Annotated in this window: 15 protein-coding genes and 1 riboswitch; of the genes, 9 read left to right on the top strand and 6 right to left on the bottom strand. The window is 75.1% G+C overall.

What is annotated here, in order from left to right:
- Positions 1–161 precede the first annotated feature (161 nt).
- Positions 162–626, top strand: a complete 465-nt coding sequence (locus PV350_RS34320; RefSeq protein WP_500337500.1) for a hypothetical protein — start codon at positions 162–164, stop codon at positions 624–626.
- 11 nt (positions 627–637) lie between these two features.
- Positions 638–880, top strand: coding sequence for a hypothetical protein (locus tag PV350_RS34315; RefSeq protein WP_500337499.1), 243 nt, complete (start codon positions 638–640; stop codon positions 878–880).
- 100 nt (positions 881–980) lie between these two features.
- Here PV350_RS34315 and PV350_RS34310 read toward each other — a convergent pair whose 3' ends face one another.
- Together PV350_RS34310 and PV350_RS34305 are read right to left on the bottom strand one after the other, a co-directional pair.
- Positions 981–2,510: a PstS family phosphate ABC transporter substrate-binding protein gene (locus PV350_RS34310; RefSeq protein ID WP_500337498.1), complete on the bottom strand. Its 1,530-nt coding sequence runs from the start codon at positions 2,508–2,510 to the stop codon at positions 981–983.
- Between the two features lie 115 nt (positions 2,511–2,625).
- Complete coding sequence (locus PV350_RS34305) at positions 2,626–3,090, bottom strand: DUF4442 domain-containing protein (RefSeq protein ID WP_499512759.1); 465 nt, start codon at positions 3,088–3,090, stop codon at positions 2,626–2,628.
- A gap of 231 nt (positions 3,091–3,321) precedes the next feature.
- Here PV350_RS34305 and PV350_RS34300 point away from each other — a divergent pair, with 231 nt between their 5' ends.
- On the top strand, positions 3,322–4,047 hold the full coding sequence (locus PV350_RS34300) for a DUF4142 domain-containing protein (protein WP_500337497.1): 726 nt from the start codon (positions 3,322–3,324) through the stop codon (positions 4,045–4,047).
- 4 nt (positions 4,048–4,051) lie between these two features.
- Here the strand turns inward: PV350_RS34300 and cobN are convergent, their stop codons facing one another.
- Entirely contained in the window at positions 4,052–7,663 is a 3,612-nt protein-coding gene (cobN, locus tag PV350_RS34295; protein ID WP_500337496.1) for a cobaltochelatase subunit CobN, read from the bottom strand.
- A gap of 52 nt (positions 7,664–7,715) precedes the next feature.
- Positions 7,716–7,802, bottom strand: a riboswitch (cobalamin riboswitch).
- A gap of 115 nt (positions 7,803–7,917) precedes the next feature.
- On the opposite strand from cobN, the gene cobG reads away from it, so the two are divergent.
- Genes cobG through PV350_RS34280 form a run of 3 tightly spaced genes read left to right on the top strand, consistent with a single transcriptional unit; the run spans position 7,918 to position 11,401 of the window.
- Positions 7,918–9,279 (top strand): precorrin-3B synthase, encoded by a 1,362-nt coding sequence (gene cobG / locus PV350_RS34290; protein ID WP_500337495.1) that lies wholly within the window; start codon positions 7,918–7,920, stop codon positions 9,277–9,279.
- A complete protein-coding gene (locus tag PV350_RS34285) occupies positions 9,276–9,908 on the top strand; it encodes a precorrin-8X methylmutase (protein WP_500337494.1) in 633 nt (210 codons plus the stop codon). Before cobG ends, PV350_RS34285 begins: the two co-directional genes overlap by 4 nt.
- Positions 9,905–11,401 (top strand): precorrin-2 C(20)-methyltransferase, encoded by a 1,497-nt coding sequence (locus PV350_RS34280; protein WP_499512765.1) that lies wholly within the window; start codon positions 9,905–9,907, stop codon positions 11,399–11,401. The genes PV350_RS34285 and PV350_RS34280 overlap by 4 nt, the downstream gene beginning before the upstream one ends.
- On the opposite strand, the gene PV350_RS34275 is transcribed toward PV350_RS34280, so the two are convergent.
- Positions 11,389–12,174, bottom strand: a complete 786-nt coding sequence (locus tag PV350_RS34275) for a cobalt-precorrin-6A reductase (protein ID WP_500337493.1) — start codon at positions 12,172–12,174, stop codon at positions 11,389–11,391. The genes PV350_RS34280 and PV350_RS34275 overlap by 13 nt on opposite strands.
- A gap of 21 nt (positions 12,175–12,195) precedes the next feature.
- Between PV350_RS34275 and PV350_RS34270 the strand changes: the two genes are divergently transcribed.
- Both PV350_RS34270 and PV350_RS34265 read left to right on the top strand, forming a co-directional pair.
- A complete protein-coding gene (locus tag PV350_RS34270) occupies positions 12,196–13,296 on the top strand; it encodes a cobalt-precorrin-5B (C(1))-methyltransferase (protein WP_499512767.1) in 1,101 nt (366 codons plus the stop codon).
- A 39-nt stretch (positions 13,297–13,335) separates the two neighbouring features.
- The gene (locus PV350_RS34265; protein WP_500337492.1) at positions 13,336–13,743 is read left to right on the top strand and encodes a DUF3224 domain-containing protein; all 408 of its coding nucleotides are present in this window, start codon (positions 13,336–13,338) and stop codon (positions 13,741–13,743) included.
- A 17-nt stretch (positions 13,744–13,760) separates the two neighbouring features.
- On the opposite strand, the gene cobM is transcribed toward PV350_RS34265, so the two are convergent.
- Both cobM and cbiE read right to left on the bottom strand, forming a co-directional pair.
- Entirely contained in the window at positions 13,761–14,531 is a 771-nt protein-coding gene (gene cobM / locus PV350_RS34260; RefSeq protein WP_499512769.1) for a precorrin-4 C(11)-methyltransferase, read from the bottom strand.
- Entirely contained in the window at positions 14,528–15,769 is a 1,242-nt protein-coding gene (cbiE, locus tag PV350_RS34255) for a precorrin-6y C5,15-methyltransferase (decarboxylating) subunit CbiE (RefSeq protein WP_500337491.1), read from the bottom strand. Before cbiE ends, cobM begins: the two co-directional genes overlap by 4 nt.
- A 102-nt stretch (positions 15,770–15,871) precedes the next feature.
- Here cbiE and PV350_RS34250 point away from each other — a divergent pair, with 102 nt between their 5' ends.
- Complete coding sequence (locus PV350_RS34250) at positions 15,872–17,089, top strand: threonine synthase (protein ID WP_500337490.1); 1,218 nt, start codon at positions 15,872–15,874, stop codon at positions 17,087–17,089.
- The last annotated feature ends 79 nt before the right edge of the window (positions 17,090–17,168 follow it).

Raw genomic sequence — 17,168 nt, 5'->3', positions numbered from 1 at the left:
GCCCCACGCCCCGGCGAACCCCACATGACGTACACCGGTACAGCTCCCGCGCCCCGGCGTGCTTCAAGATCACACGACGGAGCTGAAGCGGCCCCCGGGCCACAACCACGGCCCCGGTCTCCGGGTTTATCCGGTCCCACCCACCCGGAAGGAGCATTCCCGTGGCCATTGCGCACATCCTGCGGCTCGCCGCCACCTCGGCGGCGGCCTGCGTGCTCGCCCTGTCGGGCCCCCAGCAGGCCCATGCCACGGCCGTGGGCACCACCCCCGTCTCGACCTTCGAGTACAGCATCGGCGGTGCCACCGTGAAGATCCCCACCGGCTGCACGTTCACCCACATCGTGCGTGGCAGCGGCCGCCGGATCACGTACCAGAACGCGGGGGTCGACTGCGCCTTCGCGGCCGCCCTCACACGCGGCTTCTGCAACTGGCGCATCGATTTCACGTATGCCGACACCAACAACCGGACGTACCGAACATCCCCGGGGAAGACGCACGCCGAGTGCAAGATCGACCCCATGCGCAACAACGCCCCCCAGACCCTGCCGCTCTTCGGCAAGGCCTGCGCCCACCTGGTCGTCAACGGCACCCGGCGTGTCGCGCAGTGCCACTACGTCACGCAGTGAGCCGGCCGGCCATGAGCGATGAGAACCAGCCGCAGCAGCTCCGCAGGGCGGGGATCGCGGCCTTCGCCGCGACGAGTGTCGTCACGCTCGCGTCCTTCGCCCTCTTCCCCGGTCTGCCCCACGTCATCGACTGGGGAGCCGTCCTCGTCGCCCTCGTCCTCGGCGCGGTCGCACGCCACGGCGTCCGGTCGTGGCTGCGGAGACGGAGCGGCAAGGAACACGGCGGGCAGCGATCCAGGCCATCGGGGCTTTAGCGGACGGGTGACCATGGCACTCCTGCACTTCGCCTTCTAACCCGGGCAACCGCATGTCGTCGGCGGGGGTGGTCGTCACGCCGTCCGGGGAGTGGCGGAGTCAACGGCGGCAGCGTTCCAGGCCTTCGGGGCTGTAGCAGGGGAGGTGGCCGTGGGACTTGACGACGTCCTGGCCGGCGCCGCGGATCATGTAGGTGAGGAAGCTCGCGGCGAGCGAGCCCGTGGCGGGGCGGTCGTAGGTGTAGGCGTACTCGATCTCCGTGAAGGGGTAGCTGCTGTCGCCGATGGCGGCCGGGGTGGGGGTGCGGCCGTTGATGCTCAGGGTGTGCAGGCCCTGGGAGGCCGTGGCGGCGCGCAGTTCGCCGTAGCCGATGGCGCCGGGGAGGCGGGCGACGGTCTTGAGGACCTGTTCCGTGCTGTCCAGCTCGCAGCGGATGGCCTTGTCGTCGGGGGAGTTGCGGGTGCGGCAGTCGCGCGAGGTGAAGGCGGGCTCGCCGTGGCCGCCGAGGATGTGGCGGCGGAACAGGTCGCGGGTGCCGGAGTCGGCGTTGCGGCTGACCAGGAGAACGGGCAGGTCGGGGCCGCCCAGTTGCCTCCAGTTGACGACGGACCCGCTGTATATGCGCCGTATCTGCTCGACGGTCAGGTCCCGGACCGGGACGTCGTCGTTGACGACCAGCGCGAAGGCGGAGACGGCGACGCGGTTCTCCTCCAGGCGCGGCTCGCCGTCCGGCTTGGGGCCGTCGGAGAGGGCGACGACGCCGGAGGCCCCGGTGTCGGCGAGTTCACGGACGCCCTCGTTGCTGCCGTGCGCGTCGACCGTGATCCTCGCGTCGGGGCAGTCCTCGGCGTAGCGGCGGGCGAGTTCGTCCACGACCGGGGCGAAGGCCGTGGAGCCGGTGACGGTGAGCCGTCCGGCGGCGCAGCCGATGGGCGGCGGCGGGTCCTCGCGGACGACGATGATGCCGGCCAGGACGGTCACGCAGAGGGTGAGCAGGATGGTGATCCACCGGGCGGCCCGGCTGAACAGCGGCGGCTTGGCGTCCACCGGCATGGCCTTGTTGGGGACCACCACGCCGTCGCGGACGCCGCCGGTGACCCGGACGCCGCCGCCGACGTGGCCGCCGGTGAGCAGTACGAGCAGTTTGAAGTGCTGGCCCCGGTTGAGGGGGACCCGGGGCAGGTGGATCACGTTGCCCTGGTGCCGGACGCCGCCGGTGTCCCCCGCGGGGGCGAAGTGGTCCATCAGCGGCCCGGCGTCGGCCTCGGTGACGGCCACGCCCCGCACCGTGCGGCCGGCGAAGACGACGGTGAGCGCGCGGTCCGGGTCGCGGTTGGTGTAGTCGGTGTCGGTGACGGCCTCGCCGCCGTCGTTCTCGACCCGGATCAGCACGAGCGTGGCGTCCGACATGTCGGGGAGGTCGTTGAAGAGCCCGAGCCGTACGCTGCGGCCGCCGCCCCCGCCGTCGGGGTCGTCGCTGCCGATGGGGGTGTCCATCTGGACGCGGTAGCCGATGCGCCGCCGGCGCGGGACGCGGCGCTCGTACCAGACCACGCCGACGGAGACCACCAGACCGAGCAGCGCGGTCAGCACCGCCACCACGTTGTCGGCGCTCAGCCAGTCGCCCACCTCTCGCCCCGCTCCCCGGTGATCTCTCCTGCAGTGCGGTCACCGTACGGCGCCGCCGGAGGCCCGGCGGCGCCTTCCCTGTCCTGCCGTCAGATGTTCGCCGGGCGTTTCCCGGTCAGGCGCGGCGGACTCGGCGGACGCTCCAGTCGAAGCCCCCGCGGCACACCACGGTGTCCGTCGCGTCCCTGATCTCCGCGAGCGTCGCCAGCCGTGCCCGGTCGCCGTCCCCGGACAGCACGCCCCGCAGCGTGCGCCGCGCGGACTCGCCCAGCGCGCAGGAGGCCACCAGCCGGCCGCGTGCCGGGGCGAGGAACTCCACCGTCGCCGCGGCCCCGAGCGGCACCACGCCCTCGAACTCCCCGGGGGCCTCGACCGCGGCGATCACCGCGGCCAGTCCCGCCGCGTCGAGCAGGGCGATCAGCCCGCTGGAGTGCAGGCTGCCGATCACGTTGGTCAGCCCGTGCGGGGTGTCCAGCGCCACCTCGGCGGCGCAGTCCTCGGCCCGCAGCACCTGGATCCCCGCGGTCCGGTGGGCCGGTACCGGTTCCAGCAGGGAGCGTGCCAGCGCGGTGGCGTCCATGCGCCCAGGCTCGCGCCCCCGGCCGACGTCCGCGTTACGGGGAGCCGTCGCCCCGCCCAAGACCGGGGGGAGACATGCCCCGCGCCGCGGGCCCTTTCCGTTGCACAGGCGAAATTTTGCACCGTACCAACAACTCCCGCCCGCGCTCAGGGAAATCGCGCAGGAGTACCGCCGCGCCGCGACGGGCCCTACCGTCCGGAAGCGCGTACGGATCCCGACCCAGGAGGCGCGATGAAGGCCAACCGGTTCACGGCGGGGACCGCCCTGGTCGCCGGAGCGCTGGTGTGCACGATCGCCGCGCTCGTGTACCCGGCGATGTCCGGGGCGAACGTGGCGGCGTCCTCCCCCGAGGCGCAGGCAGTGACCACCCCGTACGGGCCGCTGACCCCCCTCGACCGGGAATTCGTCGTCAAGGTGCGGCTCGCCGGGCTGTGGGAGTTCCCCGCCGGGCAGATGGCGGAGCAGAAGGGCACCACCCAGGCGGTCAAGACCGCCGGGCGGCACCTCATCGACGGGCACACCGCACTGGACAGCGCCGACCGCACGGTGGCCACGCAGCTCGGCATACCGCTGCCCAACCAGCCCACGCCGCAGCAGATGGGCTTCCTCGGCACCCTGTCCTCCGCCTCCGGGGGCGACTTCGACAGGAAGCTCGCCAACATCCTGCGGCTGACCCACGGCCAGATCTTCAACACGATCGCCAAGGTCCGCTCCACGACCATGAACAGCCTCGTGCGGCAGCTGGCCGACCAGGCCAACGACACCGTGCTGGACCACATCACCGTCATGGAGCGGACCGGGCTGGTGGACTTCCCGACGATCGTCGCGCAGACCACCGCCAGTCCGACCACGGACCCCAAGGACCTGGTCGCGCCGACACCCGTCCCGGGCGAGCCGACGCTCATCGTCAACCCCTCGGCGGCGCCGCCGGCCTCGGCCGCGCCGACCATCGGCTGAGGCCCTACTCCCCGCCCTCCAGGTCGCCCTCGGTCTCCAGGAAGGCCTGCCGCAGCTGCGCGACGACCTCCGGGTCCGGCTCGGCCCACATGCCGCGCGACTCCGCCTCCAGCAGCCGCTCCGCCATGCCGTGCAGCGCCCAGGGGTTGGCCTCCTGGAGGAAGGCGCGGTTCTCCGGGTCCAGGACGTAGGTGCGGGCGAGCTTGTCGTACATCCAGTCGGCGACGACACCGGTCGTGGCGTCGTAGCCGAAGAGGTAGTCGACGGTGGCGGCCAGTTCGAAGGCGCCCTTGTAGCCGTGCCGCCGCATCGCCTCGATCCAGCGGGGGTTGACGACCCGGGCCCGGAAGACCCGGGAGGTCTCCTCGGCCAGGGAGCGGGTGCGCACCGTCTCCGGGCGGGTGGAGTCGCCGATGTACGCCTCGGGGGAACGGCCGGTCAGCGCGCGGACGGTGGCGACCATGCCACCGTGGTACTGGTAGTAGTCGTCGGAGTCGGCGATGTCGTGCTCACGGGTGTCGGTGTTCTTCGCGGCCACCGCGATCCGCCGGTAGGCGGTCTCCATCTCCTCGCGGGCCGGGCGCCCGTCGAGGCCGCGCCCGTAGGCGTAGCCGCCCCAGACCGTGTAGACCTCGGCGAGGTCGGCGTCGCTGCGCCAGTCGCGGCTGTCGATCAGCTGCAGCAGACCCGCCCCGTACGTCCCCGGCCGGGAGCCGAAGATGCGGGTGGTGGCGCGCCGTTCGTCGCCGTGCGCGGCGAGGTCGGCACGGGTGTGGGCGCGCACGAAGTTGACCTCGTCCGGCTCGTCCAGGCCCGCGGCCAGCCGCACCGCGTCGTCCAGCAGGCCCACGACGTGCGGGAACGCGTCCCGGAAGAAGCCGCTGATGCGCAAGGTGACGTCGACGCGCGGGCGGCCCAGCTCCTGCGCCGGGACGGCCTCGACGCCGGTGACCCGGCGGGACGCGTCGTCCCACACCGGCCGCACGCCGAGCAGCGCCAGCGCCTCGGCGACGTCGTCGCCCGCGGTGCGCATCGCGCTGGTGCCCCACAGCGACAGGCCCACCGACTCCGGCCAGGTGCCGCCGTTGTCCTCGCGGTAGCGGGCGAGCAGGGAGTCCGCGAGGGCCTGGCCGGTCTCCCAGGCGAGCCGGCTGGGCACGGCCTTGGGGTCGACCGAGTAGAAGTTGCGGCCGGTCGGCAGCACGTTGACCAGGCCGCGCAGCGGCGAGCCGGACGGGCCGGCGGGCACGAAGCCGCCGTTCAGGGCGTGCACGACGGCATCGGTCTCGTCCGTCGTACGGGCCAGCCGCGGCACGACCTGCCGGGCGGCGAACTCCAGCACGCGGGCCACGTCCTCGGGCAGGCCCTTGGCGACCTCGGCGACGACTTCCGGCGCCCAGTCCGCGTCCTCCATGGCCTGCACCAGCGCGCGGGCCTGCTCCTCGGCCGCGTCCGCGGTCACGCGGGTGGCCGCGGACTCGTCGAGGCCCAGGGCCTCCCGCAGTCCGGGCAGGGCGGCGGTGCCGCCCCAGATCTGCCGGGCACGCAGGATCGCCAGCACCAGGTTGACCCGCGCGGCGCCGGCGGGTGCCTGGCCCAGCACGTGCAGGCCGTCGCGGATCTGGGCGTCCTTGATCTCGCAGAGCCAGCCGTCGACGTGCAGCAGGAAGTCGTCGAACTCCGCGTCGTGCGGCCGGTCCTCCAGGCCCAGGTCGTGGTCGAGCTTCGCGGCCTGGATCAGCGTCCAGATCTGCGCCCGGACGGCGGGCAGCTTGGCCGGGTCCATCGAGGCGATCGCGGCGTGCTCGTCGAGCAGTTGCTCCAGGCGCGCGATGTCGCCGTAGGAGTCCGCGCGGGCCATCGGCGGGACCAGGTGGTCGACGAGGGTGGCGTGGGCGCGGCGCTTGGCCTGGGTGCCCTCGCCGGGGTCGTTGACGAGGAACGGGTAGATCAGCGGCAGGTCGCCGAGGGCGGCGTCGGGGCCGCAGGCGGCGGACAGGGCCGCGTTCTTGCCGGGCAGCCACTCCAGGTTGCCGTGCTTGCCCAGGTGGATCACCGCGTCGGCGCCGAAGCCGCCGTCGGCCTGCGCGGTGGCGATCCAGCGGTACGCGGCGAGGTAGTGGTGGGAGGGCGGCAGGTCCGGGTCGTGGTAGATCGCGATCGGGTTCTCGCCGAAGCCGCGCGGCGGCTGGATGAGGATCAGCAGGTTGCCGCGGCGCAGCGCGGCCAGCACGATGTCGCCCTCGGGGTCGGCGCTGGTGTCGACGAACATCGAGCCGGGCGGCGGGCCCCAGTGCTCCGTCACCGCGTCCCGCAGCTCCTGCGGCAGCGCGGCGAACCAGCGGCGGTAGTCGGCGGCCGGGATGCGCACCGGGTTGGCGGCCAGCTGCTCCTCGGTCAGCCACTCCTGGTCGTGGCCGCCCGCGTCGATCAGGGCCCGGATCAACTCGTCGCCGTCACCGGAGACCAGGCCCGGGATCTCCTGCCCGGGCCCGAAGTCCCAGCCCTCGGCCCGCAGCCGGCGCAGCAGCGCGACCGCGCTGGCGGGGGTGTCGAGGCCCACCGCGTTGCCGATCCGGGAGTGCTTGGTCGGGTACGCGGACAGCACGAGCGCCAGACGGCGCTCCGCGACCGGGATGTGCCGCAGCCGTGCGTGGCGGACGGCGATGCCCGCGACGCGGGCGGCGCGCTCGGCGTCGGCGGCGTAGACCGGCAGGCCGTCCTCGTCGACCTCCTTGAAGGAGAACGGGACGGTGATCAGCCGGCCGTCGAACTCGGGGACGGCGACCTGCGTCGCGGCGTCCATCGGGGACAGGCCCTCGTCGCTGCCCTCCCACGCCTCACGGGAGGAGGTCAGGCAGAGCGCCTGCAGCACCGGCACGTCCAGCGAGGCGAGCGCCCCCGCGTCCCAGGCCTCCTCGTCGCCGCCCGCCGAGGCGTCGGCCGGGCGGGTGCCGCCGGCCGCGAGCACGGTGGTGACGACGGCGTCCACACCGCGCAGGGCGTCGAGCAGCTCGGGCTCGGGCGCGCGCAACGAGGCCACGTACAGCGGGAGCGCCCGGGCGCCGGCCTGCTCGATCGCGGTGCAGAGGACCTCCACGAAGGCGGTGTTGCCGCTCATGTGGTGGGCCCGGTAGTAGAGGACGGCGACCAGCGGGCCGTCGGTGACGGTCGCGGCGCGCTCCAGCCTGCCCCAGGAGGGGGCGGAGGCGGGGGGTTCGAAGCCGTGGCCGGTGAGCAGCACCGTGTCGGACAGGAAGCGGGCCAGCTGCTCCAGGTTGGCCGGGCCGCCGTGCGCGAGGTACGCGTGGGCCTCGGCCGCGATGCCGACGGGCACGGTGGACAGCTCCATCAGCTGTGCGTCCGGGGCCTGTTCACCGGTGAGCACGACCACCGGCCGGGGCCCCGCGAGCAGCGCGTCCAGGCCCTCCTCCCAGGCGCGGCGTCCGCCGAGGAGCCGTACGACGACCAGGTCGGCGCCGTCGAGGAGGCCGGGCAGGTCCTCCGGCCCCAGCCGGGCGGGGTTGGCGAAGCGGAAAGGGACGGCACCGCCGGCGGCGTTCGCGGCGCGGGCGCTGAGCAGGTCGGTGTCGGAGGTCGACAGCAGCAGGATCACGTCAGGCGTGCCTTCCTCGGGGTCCGCGCCCCGGGCCGGTGGAGGACGGCGGGAGTTCCTGGCTCCCGAGGCCCCGGCGCTCGCACGCCGGCCCCCGGTGACAGTGGCGGGACCGCACCGGAATCGCACCGGTTTCCTCCGCTGATGCCGTCGATGGCGTGGGCGCGGCTGGGTGACCTGCCCGCGCAGCATAGTAAGCGCTGGGCCGCTCGCACGGGCCCCGCGGCCCGTACGTCCCCGAGTACCCCGCGGGTATGCTCGCGGCCATGCCGTCGCCCTCCGATCCCCCCGTGAGCGGCGCCTTCGCCGCAGCGACGGCGGGGCGCGGACGCGACGACGCCTGCCCCGGCGCACTGCGGCTGCACGCCGCCGACGACGGTGCGCTGGCCCGGATCCGCATCCCCGGCGGCCTGCTGACGATACGTCAGGCCGAGGCGTTGGCGGCCGCCGCGGACCGCCTCGGCGACGGCCGCATCGACCTCACCTCCCGCGGAAACCTGCAGGTGCGCGGGCTGCGCGACCCGGGCGCGGGGGCGGAATTGGCGGCGCTGCTCGGCGCGGCGGGACTGCTGCCCTCGTGGGCCCACGAACGGGCCCGCAACGTCGTCGCCTCACCGCTCGCCGGGCTCGACGGCCGCGGCCACGGCGACCTGCGGGGCTGGATACGCGAGTTGGACGCCCTGCTGTGCGCCTCACCGGCCGCCGCGGGGCTCTCCGGCCGCTTCCTCTTCGCCCTCGACGACGGCCGCGGTGACACCCCCGCGCTCGGCGCCGATGTGACATTGATCGCGCGGTCCGGCACCGCCACGGCCGAACTCCGCATCGCCGGACGGCCCGTCGCGGAGGTACCGGCCGGCGACGCGCCGCGCTGGGCGGTGCGCGCCGCGGAGACCTTCCTCACCCTCGCCGCCGAACGCGGCGCCCGTGCCTGGCGCGTCACCGACATCGACCCGGACGGCGCCGCCCTCGCCGTGCTGCTGCACGCGGCGGGCGCCCCTCCCGCAGGTCCCTCGAACGCGACCGTGGGCGGCCCGCCCCGGCTCGGTCCCGTCCCGCACCCGGACGGAACCTCCTGCGCGCTGTCCGTGGGCGTACGCCTGGGCCGCCTCACCACCGGGGCCTGGCGGCTCCTCGCGGAGACGGCACGTTCCGGCGAAGGCGAGTTGCGGATCACGCCCTGGCGCGGCGCCGTCCTCCCGGGACTCCCGGCGGACACGGCCCCCGAGGCGCTGGAACGCCTCGCCGCGGCCGGGTTCCTGACCGGCGAGGACTCCCCGTGGCGCGGGGTGACCGCCTGCGCCGGACGGCCCGGGTGCGCCAAGTCGCTGGCGGACGTACGCGCCGACGCCGGGGCCGCGCTGCGCGACGCCGCCCCCGAACCCGGACACCGCCTGCTGCCCGTGCACTTCTCCGGCTGCGAACGCCGCTGCGGCCACCCGGACGGCTCGTGGGTCGACGTGGTCGCCGGCGCCGACGGCCGCTACCGCGTCGCCGTGGCCGGCGCCGTCCGAGCTGAACCCGCCGAACCCGCCGACGTCACCGCGGACCTGCCCGCCGCCCTGCACACCGCCCGCCGCACCAGCACCAGCACCCCACCACCCCCGAGGACGACGTGATCGCGTACGAGAAGGACGGACCGGAGATCTACCGTCAGTCCTTTGCCATCATCCGCGCCGAGGCGGAACTCGACGGCCTGCCACCGGACGTGGCGCAGGTCGCCGTCCGCATGATCCACGCCTGCGGCATGACCGACCTCGTACGGGACCTGGCCTACAGCCCCTCGGTGGTCGCGGACGCGCGCGCCGCGCTGCGCGCCGGCGCACCGATCCTCTGCGACGTGCAGATGGTCGCCAGCGGCGTGACCCGCAAGCGGCTGCCCGCGGACAACGAGGTGGTCTGCACCCTCTCCGACCCCGCCGTCCCGGCGCTCGCCGCCGAACTCGGCACCACGCGCAGCGCCGCCGCGATGGAACTGTGGCGGGACCGGCTGGAGGGCGCCGTCATCGCCGTCGGCAACGCCCCGACCTCCCTGTTCCGGCTGCTGGAGATGATCGAGGCGGGCGCACCGCGCCCCGCGGCGGTCATCGGCGTGCCCGTCGGCTTCGTCGGCGCCGCCGAGTCCAAGGACGCCCTGGCCGCGCACCCCTCGCGCCTGGAGCACCTGGTGGTGCGGGGCCGGCGCGGCGGCAGCGCCCTGGCGGCCGCCGCCCTCAACGCCATTGCGACCGAAAGCGAAATCGTATGACCACCGGCCGTCTCTACGGAGTGGGCCTCGGCCCCGGCGACCCCTCCCTGATGACCGTGCGGGCCGTGGAGGTCATCCGCTCCGCCGACGTCATCGCCTACCACTGCGCCCGGCACGGCCGCAGCATCGCCCGCTCCATCGCCGCGGCGCACATCCGCCCCGAGCAGATCGAGGAGCGGCTGATGTACCCCATCACGACGGAGACCACCGACCACCCCGGCGGCTACCGGGGCGCGCTGGACGACTTCTACGCCGAGTCGGCCGAGCTGCTCGCCGCGCACCTGGACGCCGGGCGCACCGTCGCCGTGCTCGCGGAGGGCGACCCGCTCTTCTACGGCTCGTACATGCACATGCACAAGCGGCTCGCCGACCGCTACCCGGCCGAGGTGATCCCCGGCGTCACCTCCGTCAGCGCCGCCGCCGCACGCATCGGGCGGCCCCTGGTGGAGGGCGAGGAGGTCCTGACGATCCTGCCCGGCACGCTGCCGGAGGAGGAGCTGGCGGCCAGGCTGTCGACCGCCGACGCGGCGGCCGTGATGAAGCTCGGCCGCACCTTCCCCGCCGTGCGCCGGGCCCTGGAGACCGCCGGACGCCTGGCGGACGCGCACTACGTCGAGCGGGCCACGATGGACGCCGAGCGCCGGGAGATGCTGGCCGACGTCGACCCGGAGTCGGTGCCCTACTTCGCCGTCGCCGTGCTGCCCAGCCGCGTCGACGAACGGCCCGCCCCGGACCCGTCCCCGGCGGACGGCGAGGTCGTGGTCGTCGGCCTCGGCCCGGCCGGGCCGATGTGGCTCACGCCGGAGGCGAGGTCCGCCCTCGCCGGGGCGGACGAACTCGTCGGCTACACCACCTACATGGAGCGCGTCCCGGTCCGCCCCGGGCAGTCGCGGCACGCCTCCGACAACCGCGTCGAGGCCGAACGCGCCGAGTTCGCCCTCGACCTCGCCCGGCGCGGGCGGAGGGTCGCCGTGGTGTCCTCGGGCGACCCGGGCGTCTTCGCCATGGCCACGGCCGTGCTGGAGGCCGCCTCCGCCGAGCCCTACCTCGGTGTCCGCGTACGGGTCGTGCCCGGCATCACCGCCGCCCAGTCGGCGGCGGCGCTCGCGGGCGCGCCCCTCGGTCACGACTACGCGGTCGTGTCGCTGTCGGACCGGCTCAAGCCGTGGACGGTCGTCGAGGAACGGCTGCGCGCCGCCACGGCCGCCGACCTCGTGCTCGCCCTGTACAACCCGGCGTCCCGCAGCCGCAGGACGCAACTGGAGACCGCGCTGAAGGTGCTCCGGGAGGGCCGTGTGCCGGGGACGCCCGTGGTCGTCGCCCGGGACGTCGGCGGACCCGAGCAGGCCGTACGGGTCACGACGCTGGAGGACCTGGACCCGGCGACCGTCGACATGCGGTGCGTGCTGCTCGTCGGCTCGTCGCAGACGAGGGCGGTGCGGCGCGGCGACGGCACCACGGTGGTGTGGACGCCGCGGCGCTACCCGGCCTGACGCCCAGGGCCCCCGTTCAGGCCGTGCGCGCGGAGCCACTCCAGCGCGCCCGGCACGTCCGGGACGACGGGGACGCCCGCCGGGACCGGCGGGCGCTCCACGACGACCACGGGCAGGCCCAGTTCGCGGGCGGCCGCGAACTTGGGCGCGGTGGCGGTGCCGCCGCTGTCCTTGGTGACCAGCACGTCGACGCGGTGCCGGCGCATCAGCTCCAGCTCCCCGTCCAGGGTGAACGGGCCCCGCTCCAGCAGCACCTCCATCCGCGGCGGGTGCGGCGGCTGCGGGGCGTCCACCGAACGCACCAGGAACCACAGGTCCGTGACCCCCGCGAAGGCCGCCAGCCCCGTGCGGCCCGTGGTGAGGAAGACCCGCCGGCCGAGCTCCGGCAGCACCCGGGCCGCCTCCGCCAGTGAGGCCACCGGGTGCCGGCGGTCGCCGGGACCGGCGACCCACCCGGGGCGCCGCAGCGCGAGCAGGGGAACATGGGTGGCCGAGGCCGCCTCGGCGGCGTTGAAGGACATCGTCCCGGCGAAAGGATGGGTGGCGTCGATGACCACGTCGACCGCGTGCGCGCGCAGCCACGCCGCGAGCCCCGCCGGGCCCCCGAAGCCGCCGGTGCGCACCGCGCCCGGCGGCAGCCGCGGCCGCTCCACCCGCCCCGCGAGCGAGCTGGTGACCCGCCACGCCGCCGGCTCGGCGGCCAGCGCCTCCGCGAGGCGGCGTCCCTCCGTGGTGCCGCCCAGGACGAGGACGTGCTGCAGTCTGCCGGTCACCCCCGCACCCTACGGTGCGCCGTGAGCGGCGGCCGGAGCGCCCAGCTGGAGCGGACCGGGCTGCGGCACGGCTGGACCACCGGTGCCTGCGCGACGGCGGCCGCCACCGCCGCGTACACCGCCCTGCTGGGCGGCGAGTTCCCCGACCCGGTGACGATCACCCTGCCGAAGGGGCAGCGCCCCGCCTTCGCCCTGGCGGTGGAGGAGCGCGGCCCCGGCTGGGCCACCGCGGGCGTCGTCAAGGACGCCGGGGACGACCCCGACGTCACCCACGGCGCGCTCGTCCGGGCCACCGTGCGCCACGGCGCCCCCGGCAGCGGGGTCGTCTTCCGTGCCGGCCCCGGCGTCGGCACCGTCACCCGTCCCGGGCTCCCGCTCGCCGTCGGCGAGCCCGCCGTCAACCCCGTCCCGCGCACGATGATGCGCGACCACCTCGCCGAGGTCGCGGCCCGCCACGGCGCCGCCTGCGACGCCGAGATCACCGTCTCCATCGACGACGGCGAGGAGCTGGCGCGCAGCACGTGGAACCCCCGGCTCGGCATCCTCGGCGGGCTGTCGGTGCTCGGCACCACCGGCATCGTCGTGCCCTACTCCTGCTCGGCGTGGATCGACAGCATCCGGCGCGGTGTGGACGTGGCACGGGCGGCGGGCCGCACCCACGTCGCGGGCTGCACGGGGTCGACGTCGGAGAAGGTCGCCGTCGCCGTGCACGGGCTGCCCGAGGACGCGCTGCTGGACATGGGGGACTTCGCGGGCGCCGTGCTGAAGTACCTGCGCCGCCACCCGGTGCCGCGGCTGACCATCGCGGGCGGCTTCGCCAAGCTGTCCAAGCTGGCCGCCGGGCACCTCGACCTGCACTCCTCCCGCTCCCAGGTCGACAAGGCCTTCCTCGCGGACCTCGCCCGCCGCGGCGGCGCCGACGAGGCCCTGGCGGAGGCCGTCGCCACCGCCAACACCGGCCTCCAGGCCGTCCAGTCCTGCCTCGCCCACGGCGTCCCCCTCGGCGACCTGGTCGCCGAGGCCGCCCGCCGCACCGCCGTCGGTGTCCTGCGCGAGGCCCCCGTCGCCGTCGACGTCATCTGCGTCGACCGCGCCGGGACGATCGTCGGCCGCGCCGGCTGACCCGCCGCGCGGGGCCGGCCCCGTCGCTAGGCTCGACGCATGAGAGCCGCGGGAACGTTCACCGTCACGGCATTCGTGCCGACCGAACTCGTGCCGGAGCCGGCCGTGACCACCGGGACCCCGGTCGGGGTCGCCACGATCGGGAAGACCTTCGAGGGCGAGGTCACCGGCCGCTCGTCGACCCTGTTCACCGCCGCCTACGACCAGGCGAGCGGCATCGGGACGTACGTGGCGATGGAGTCCTTCGAGGGGACGCTGAACGACCGCGAGGGCACCTTCAACTTCGCGCACTCGGCGACGACCTCCGGAAGCAACCGCGCCGCCGAGTTCTTCGTCATCGTCCCCACGAGCGGCACCGCCGCACTGACCGGCATCACCGGCACCGGCGGCCTCGCGGTCGACGAGGACGGCACCCACCGGATCTGGTTCGACTACGACCTCGGCTGAGGCCCCTGGCCCGAACCCTAGGAGGAGGCGCCGCAGTCCGCCGCGTGCCGGTGGACGCGCTCGGCCGAGTACAGGTGGCTGTCGCGGAACTGCTCCGCGCCCAGCGTGCGGCCGACGATGATGACCGCCGTGCGGACCACACCGGCCGCCTTGACCTGCCCCGCGATGTCGTCGAGCGTCCCGCGCAGCACCAGTTCGTCGGGACGCGAGGCCATCGCGACGACGGCCGCCGGGCAGTCGGCCCCGTAGTGCGGGGTGAGTTCGGCCACGACGCGGTCGACGTAGCGGGCCGCCAGGTGCAGCACGATCAGCGCGCCGCTGCGGCCCAGCGTCGCCAGGTCCTCCCCCTGCGGCATCGGCGTGGCCTGCTGCGCGATGCGGGTGAGGATGACGGTCTGGCCGACGGTCGGCACCGTCAGCTCCCGCTTGAGGGCCGCGGCGGCCGCCGCGAAGGCGGGGACGCCGGGGACGACGTCGTACGGGACGCCGGCCGCGTCGAGGCGGCGCATCTGCTCGGCGACGGCGCTGAACACGGAGGGGTCGCCGGAGTGCAGGCGGGCCACGTCGTGGCCCTCCTCGTGGGCGCGGACCAGCTCCTGCGTGATCTGGTCGAGGGTGAGCTGGGCCGTGTCCACGAGCCGGGCGTCCTGCGGGCACTCGGCGAGCAGTTCGCGGGGGACGAGGCTCCCGGCGTAGAGGCACACCTTGCTGGCCGCCAGGATCCGCAGGCCGCGCAGGGTGATCAGGTCGGCGGCGCCGGGTCCGGCGCCGATGAAGTGGACGGTCATGGCTGCACTCCCGCGGGTTTGACGGCGGACCACTGGGTGACGGGCATGGCCTGGCGCCAGCCCGTGAAGCCGCCGACCGGGGCGGCGTGCGCGACGGCGAGCCGGACGAGTTCGCCCCCGTGCCGGGCGTACCACCGCGCGAGCAGGGTCTCGGACTCCAGGGTGACGGTGTTGGCGACCAGCCGCCCGCCCGGCCGCAGGGCCGCCCAGCAGGCCTCCAGGAGGCCGGGCGCGGTGAGCCCGCCGCCGACGAAGACGGCGTCGGGGACGGGCAGTCCGTCCAGCGCGGCCGGGGCGGCGCCGGTCACCACCCGCAGTGCCGGGACGCCGAGCGCGGCCACGTTCCGGGCGATGCGCTCCGCGCGGACGGCGTCACGTTCCACGGTGACCGCGCGGCAGGTGCGGTGCGCCCGCATCCACTCGACGGCGATCGAACCCGAGCCGCCGCCCACGTCCCACAGCAGCTCGCCGGGCGCGGGCGCGAGCACGGCCAGGGTCGCGGCCCGTACGTGGCGCTTGGTGAGCTGCCCGTCGTGCTCGTACGCGCTGTCGGGCAGCCCGGGCACCAGGCCCAGCCGTGGTGCCGCCGCCGGCTCCGCGGCGCACTCGACCGCGACGACGTTCAGCGGATCGCCGGCCGGGTGCGGCCAGTTGACGGCGGTGCCGTCCAGGATCCGTTCGCGGGGCGAACCCAGCTGCTCCAGCACCCGCAACCGGCTGGCACCGTAGCCCCGTTCGCGCAGCAGCCCGGCCACCGCGGCCGGGGTGCCCGCGTCCCGGCTCAGCACCAGCACCCGGCGTCCGTCGTACAGCGCGCCCGCCAGCGTGGCCGGTGGCCGCCCGACCAGGCTCACCACGTCGGTGTCCTCCACCGCCCAGCCGAGCCGCGCGCAGGCGTACGACACCGAGGAGGGGTGGGGCAGCACCCGCAGGCGGTCCGCTCCCAGCACTTCGGTGAGGGTCCGGCCGATGCCGTGGAACATGGGGTCACCGCTGGCCAGCACCGCGATCCGCCGCCCCGCGTGCGCGGCGATCAGCCCCGGCACGGCCGGCCGCAGCGGCGACGGCCACGCGACCCGCTCGGCGGTCACCTCGGGGGGCAGCAGCTCCAGCTGGCGCGGACCACCGAGGACGACCCCGGCCCCGGTGAGCGCCTCCCGGGACGTCGCGGGCAAACCGGGCCAGCCGTCGGCGCCGATCCCGACGACGGCCACGGGGGCGGACGCGTCGTCGTCCATCACGGTCACCTCGGAGGTCGGCGGGAACGGTCGGGCACAGCAGCCGCACTCTACGTGAAGTGCCAGGTGGGCCCCGGGCCCGGGGCCACTACGCTCGGACCCGTGGCAACGGACTCCCTGGCCGTCGGCCAGCGTTCGCTCGGTGACCCCGCCGTCGGCTACCCCCTGTGGCCGCCGCTGACGGAAGGCTGCCCGCGGACCAGCACGGACACCGTCTCCTACCCCGTCGAGGTCGACTACGCCTACGACCGCGTCCCGCACGGCCTGTTCGGCGCCGCGGGCGCCCCGGGCGCCACCGCCCGGCACGGCCTGGACCGCTGGGCACCCCTGCTGCCGCCGCTCCCGGCGCCGGGACTGGGCGAGGGCGGCACCCCACTGATCGACCTGGGCGGCGGCGTCCTGGTCAAGGACGAGTCGCGCAATCCGACCTGGAGCCACAAGGACCGCCTCAACCGCTGCACGGTCAGCGCGGCCCTCGCCTGCGGCGCGCCCGGCGTCGTCGTCGCCTCCTCCGGCAACCACGGTGCCTCCGCCGCCGCGTACGCCGCCCGGGCCGGACTGCGCTGCGTCGTCCTCACCTCCCCGCAGGCACCCCCCGCGGTCGTCTCCTTCCTGCACGCCTACGGCGCCGAGGTGCTGCCCGTGCCCGTGGAGGCGCGCTGGCCGCTGGTCCGCCGCATCAGCCAGGAGTACGGCCTCCACCCGGTGAGCAACCTCACCCCCACGCACACCGGGCACCCCTTCGGCGCGGAGGGCTACAAGACCGTCGCGTACGAGGTCTTCGGCGACGTCGGCGTCCCCGCGGCGGTGTTCGTCCCCACCGGCTACGGGGAGCTGCTCTTCGGCATCGCCAAGGGCTTCGCCGAACTCCGCCGCCTCGGCCTCACCTCCGCCGTCCCGCGCCTGTTCAGCTGCGAGCCCGCCGCGGGCGGCCCGCTCGCCGCCGCCATCCGCCGGGGGCTGCCCGCGGTCACCGTGCCGGTCGCCCCGACGGCCGCCTACTCCATCGCCTGCCAGGTGGGGAGTTACCGCGGGGTCCCGGCGATACGCGACAGCGGCGGCGAGGCCCTGCTCGTCACCGACGCCGAACTGGCCGCGGCGCGCGCCGAGCTGGCCCGCGCGGGCCTGTGGACGGAGCTGTCCGCCGCGGCCGGGCTGGCCGGGCTCCGCCAGTACGGCGCGGACCGCTTCGAGGGCCCGGTGGTGTGCGTGTCGACGTCCAGCGGCTTCAAGGACGCCTCGGTGGGTTCCCTGCGCCTGCCGCCACCCGCCCCCGACTGGGCCACGGTGCTGCGCCGTCTGGGTGAGCCCGGCCCCTAGGCCGCGTCGTCATACACAGTTCCAAGCCCCGGTGACCATTCACCCATCAGTAATCCGCTTTCTACCTTAACAAAAAAAC

Origin of the sequence: Streptomyces sp. PA03-6a (genome assembly GCF_033792765.1) — a bacterium.
Taxonomy (GTDB): domain Bacteria; phylum Actinomycetota; class Actinomycetes; order Streptomycetales; family Streptomycetaceae; genus Actinacidiphila.
The sequence above is the reverse complement of the archived record's forward strand: the minus strand, read 5'-3'. Positions and strand labels throughout refer to the sequence as shown.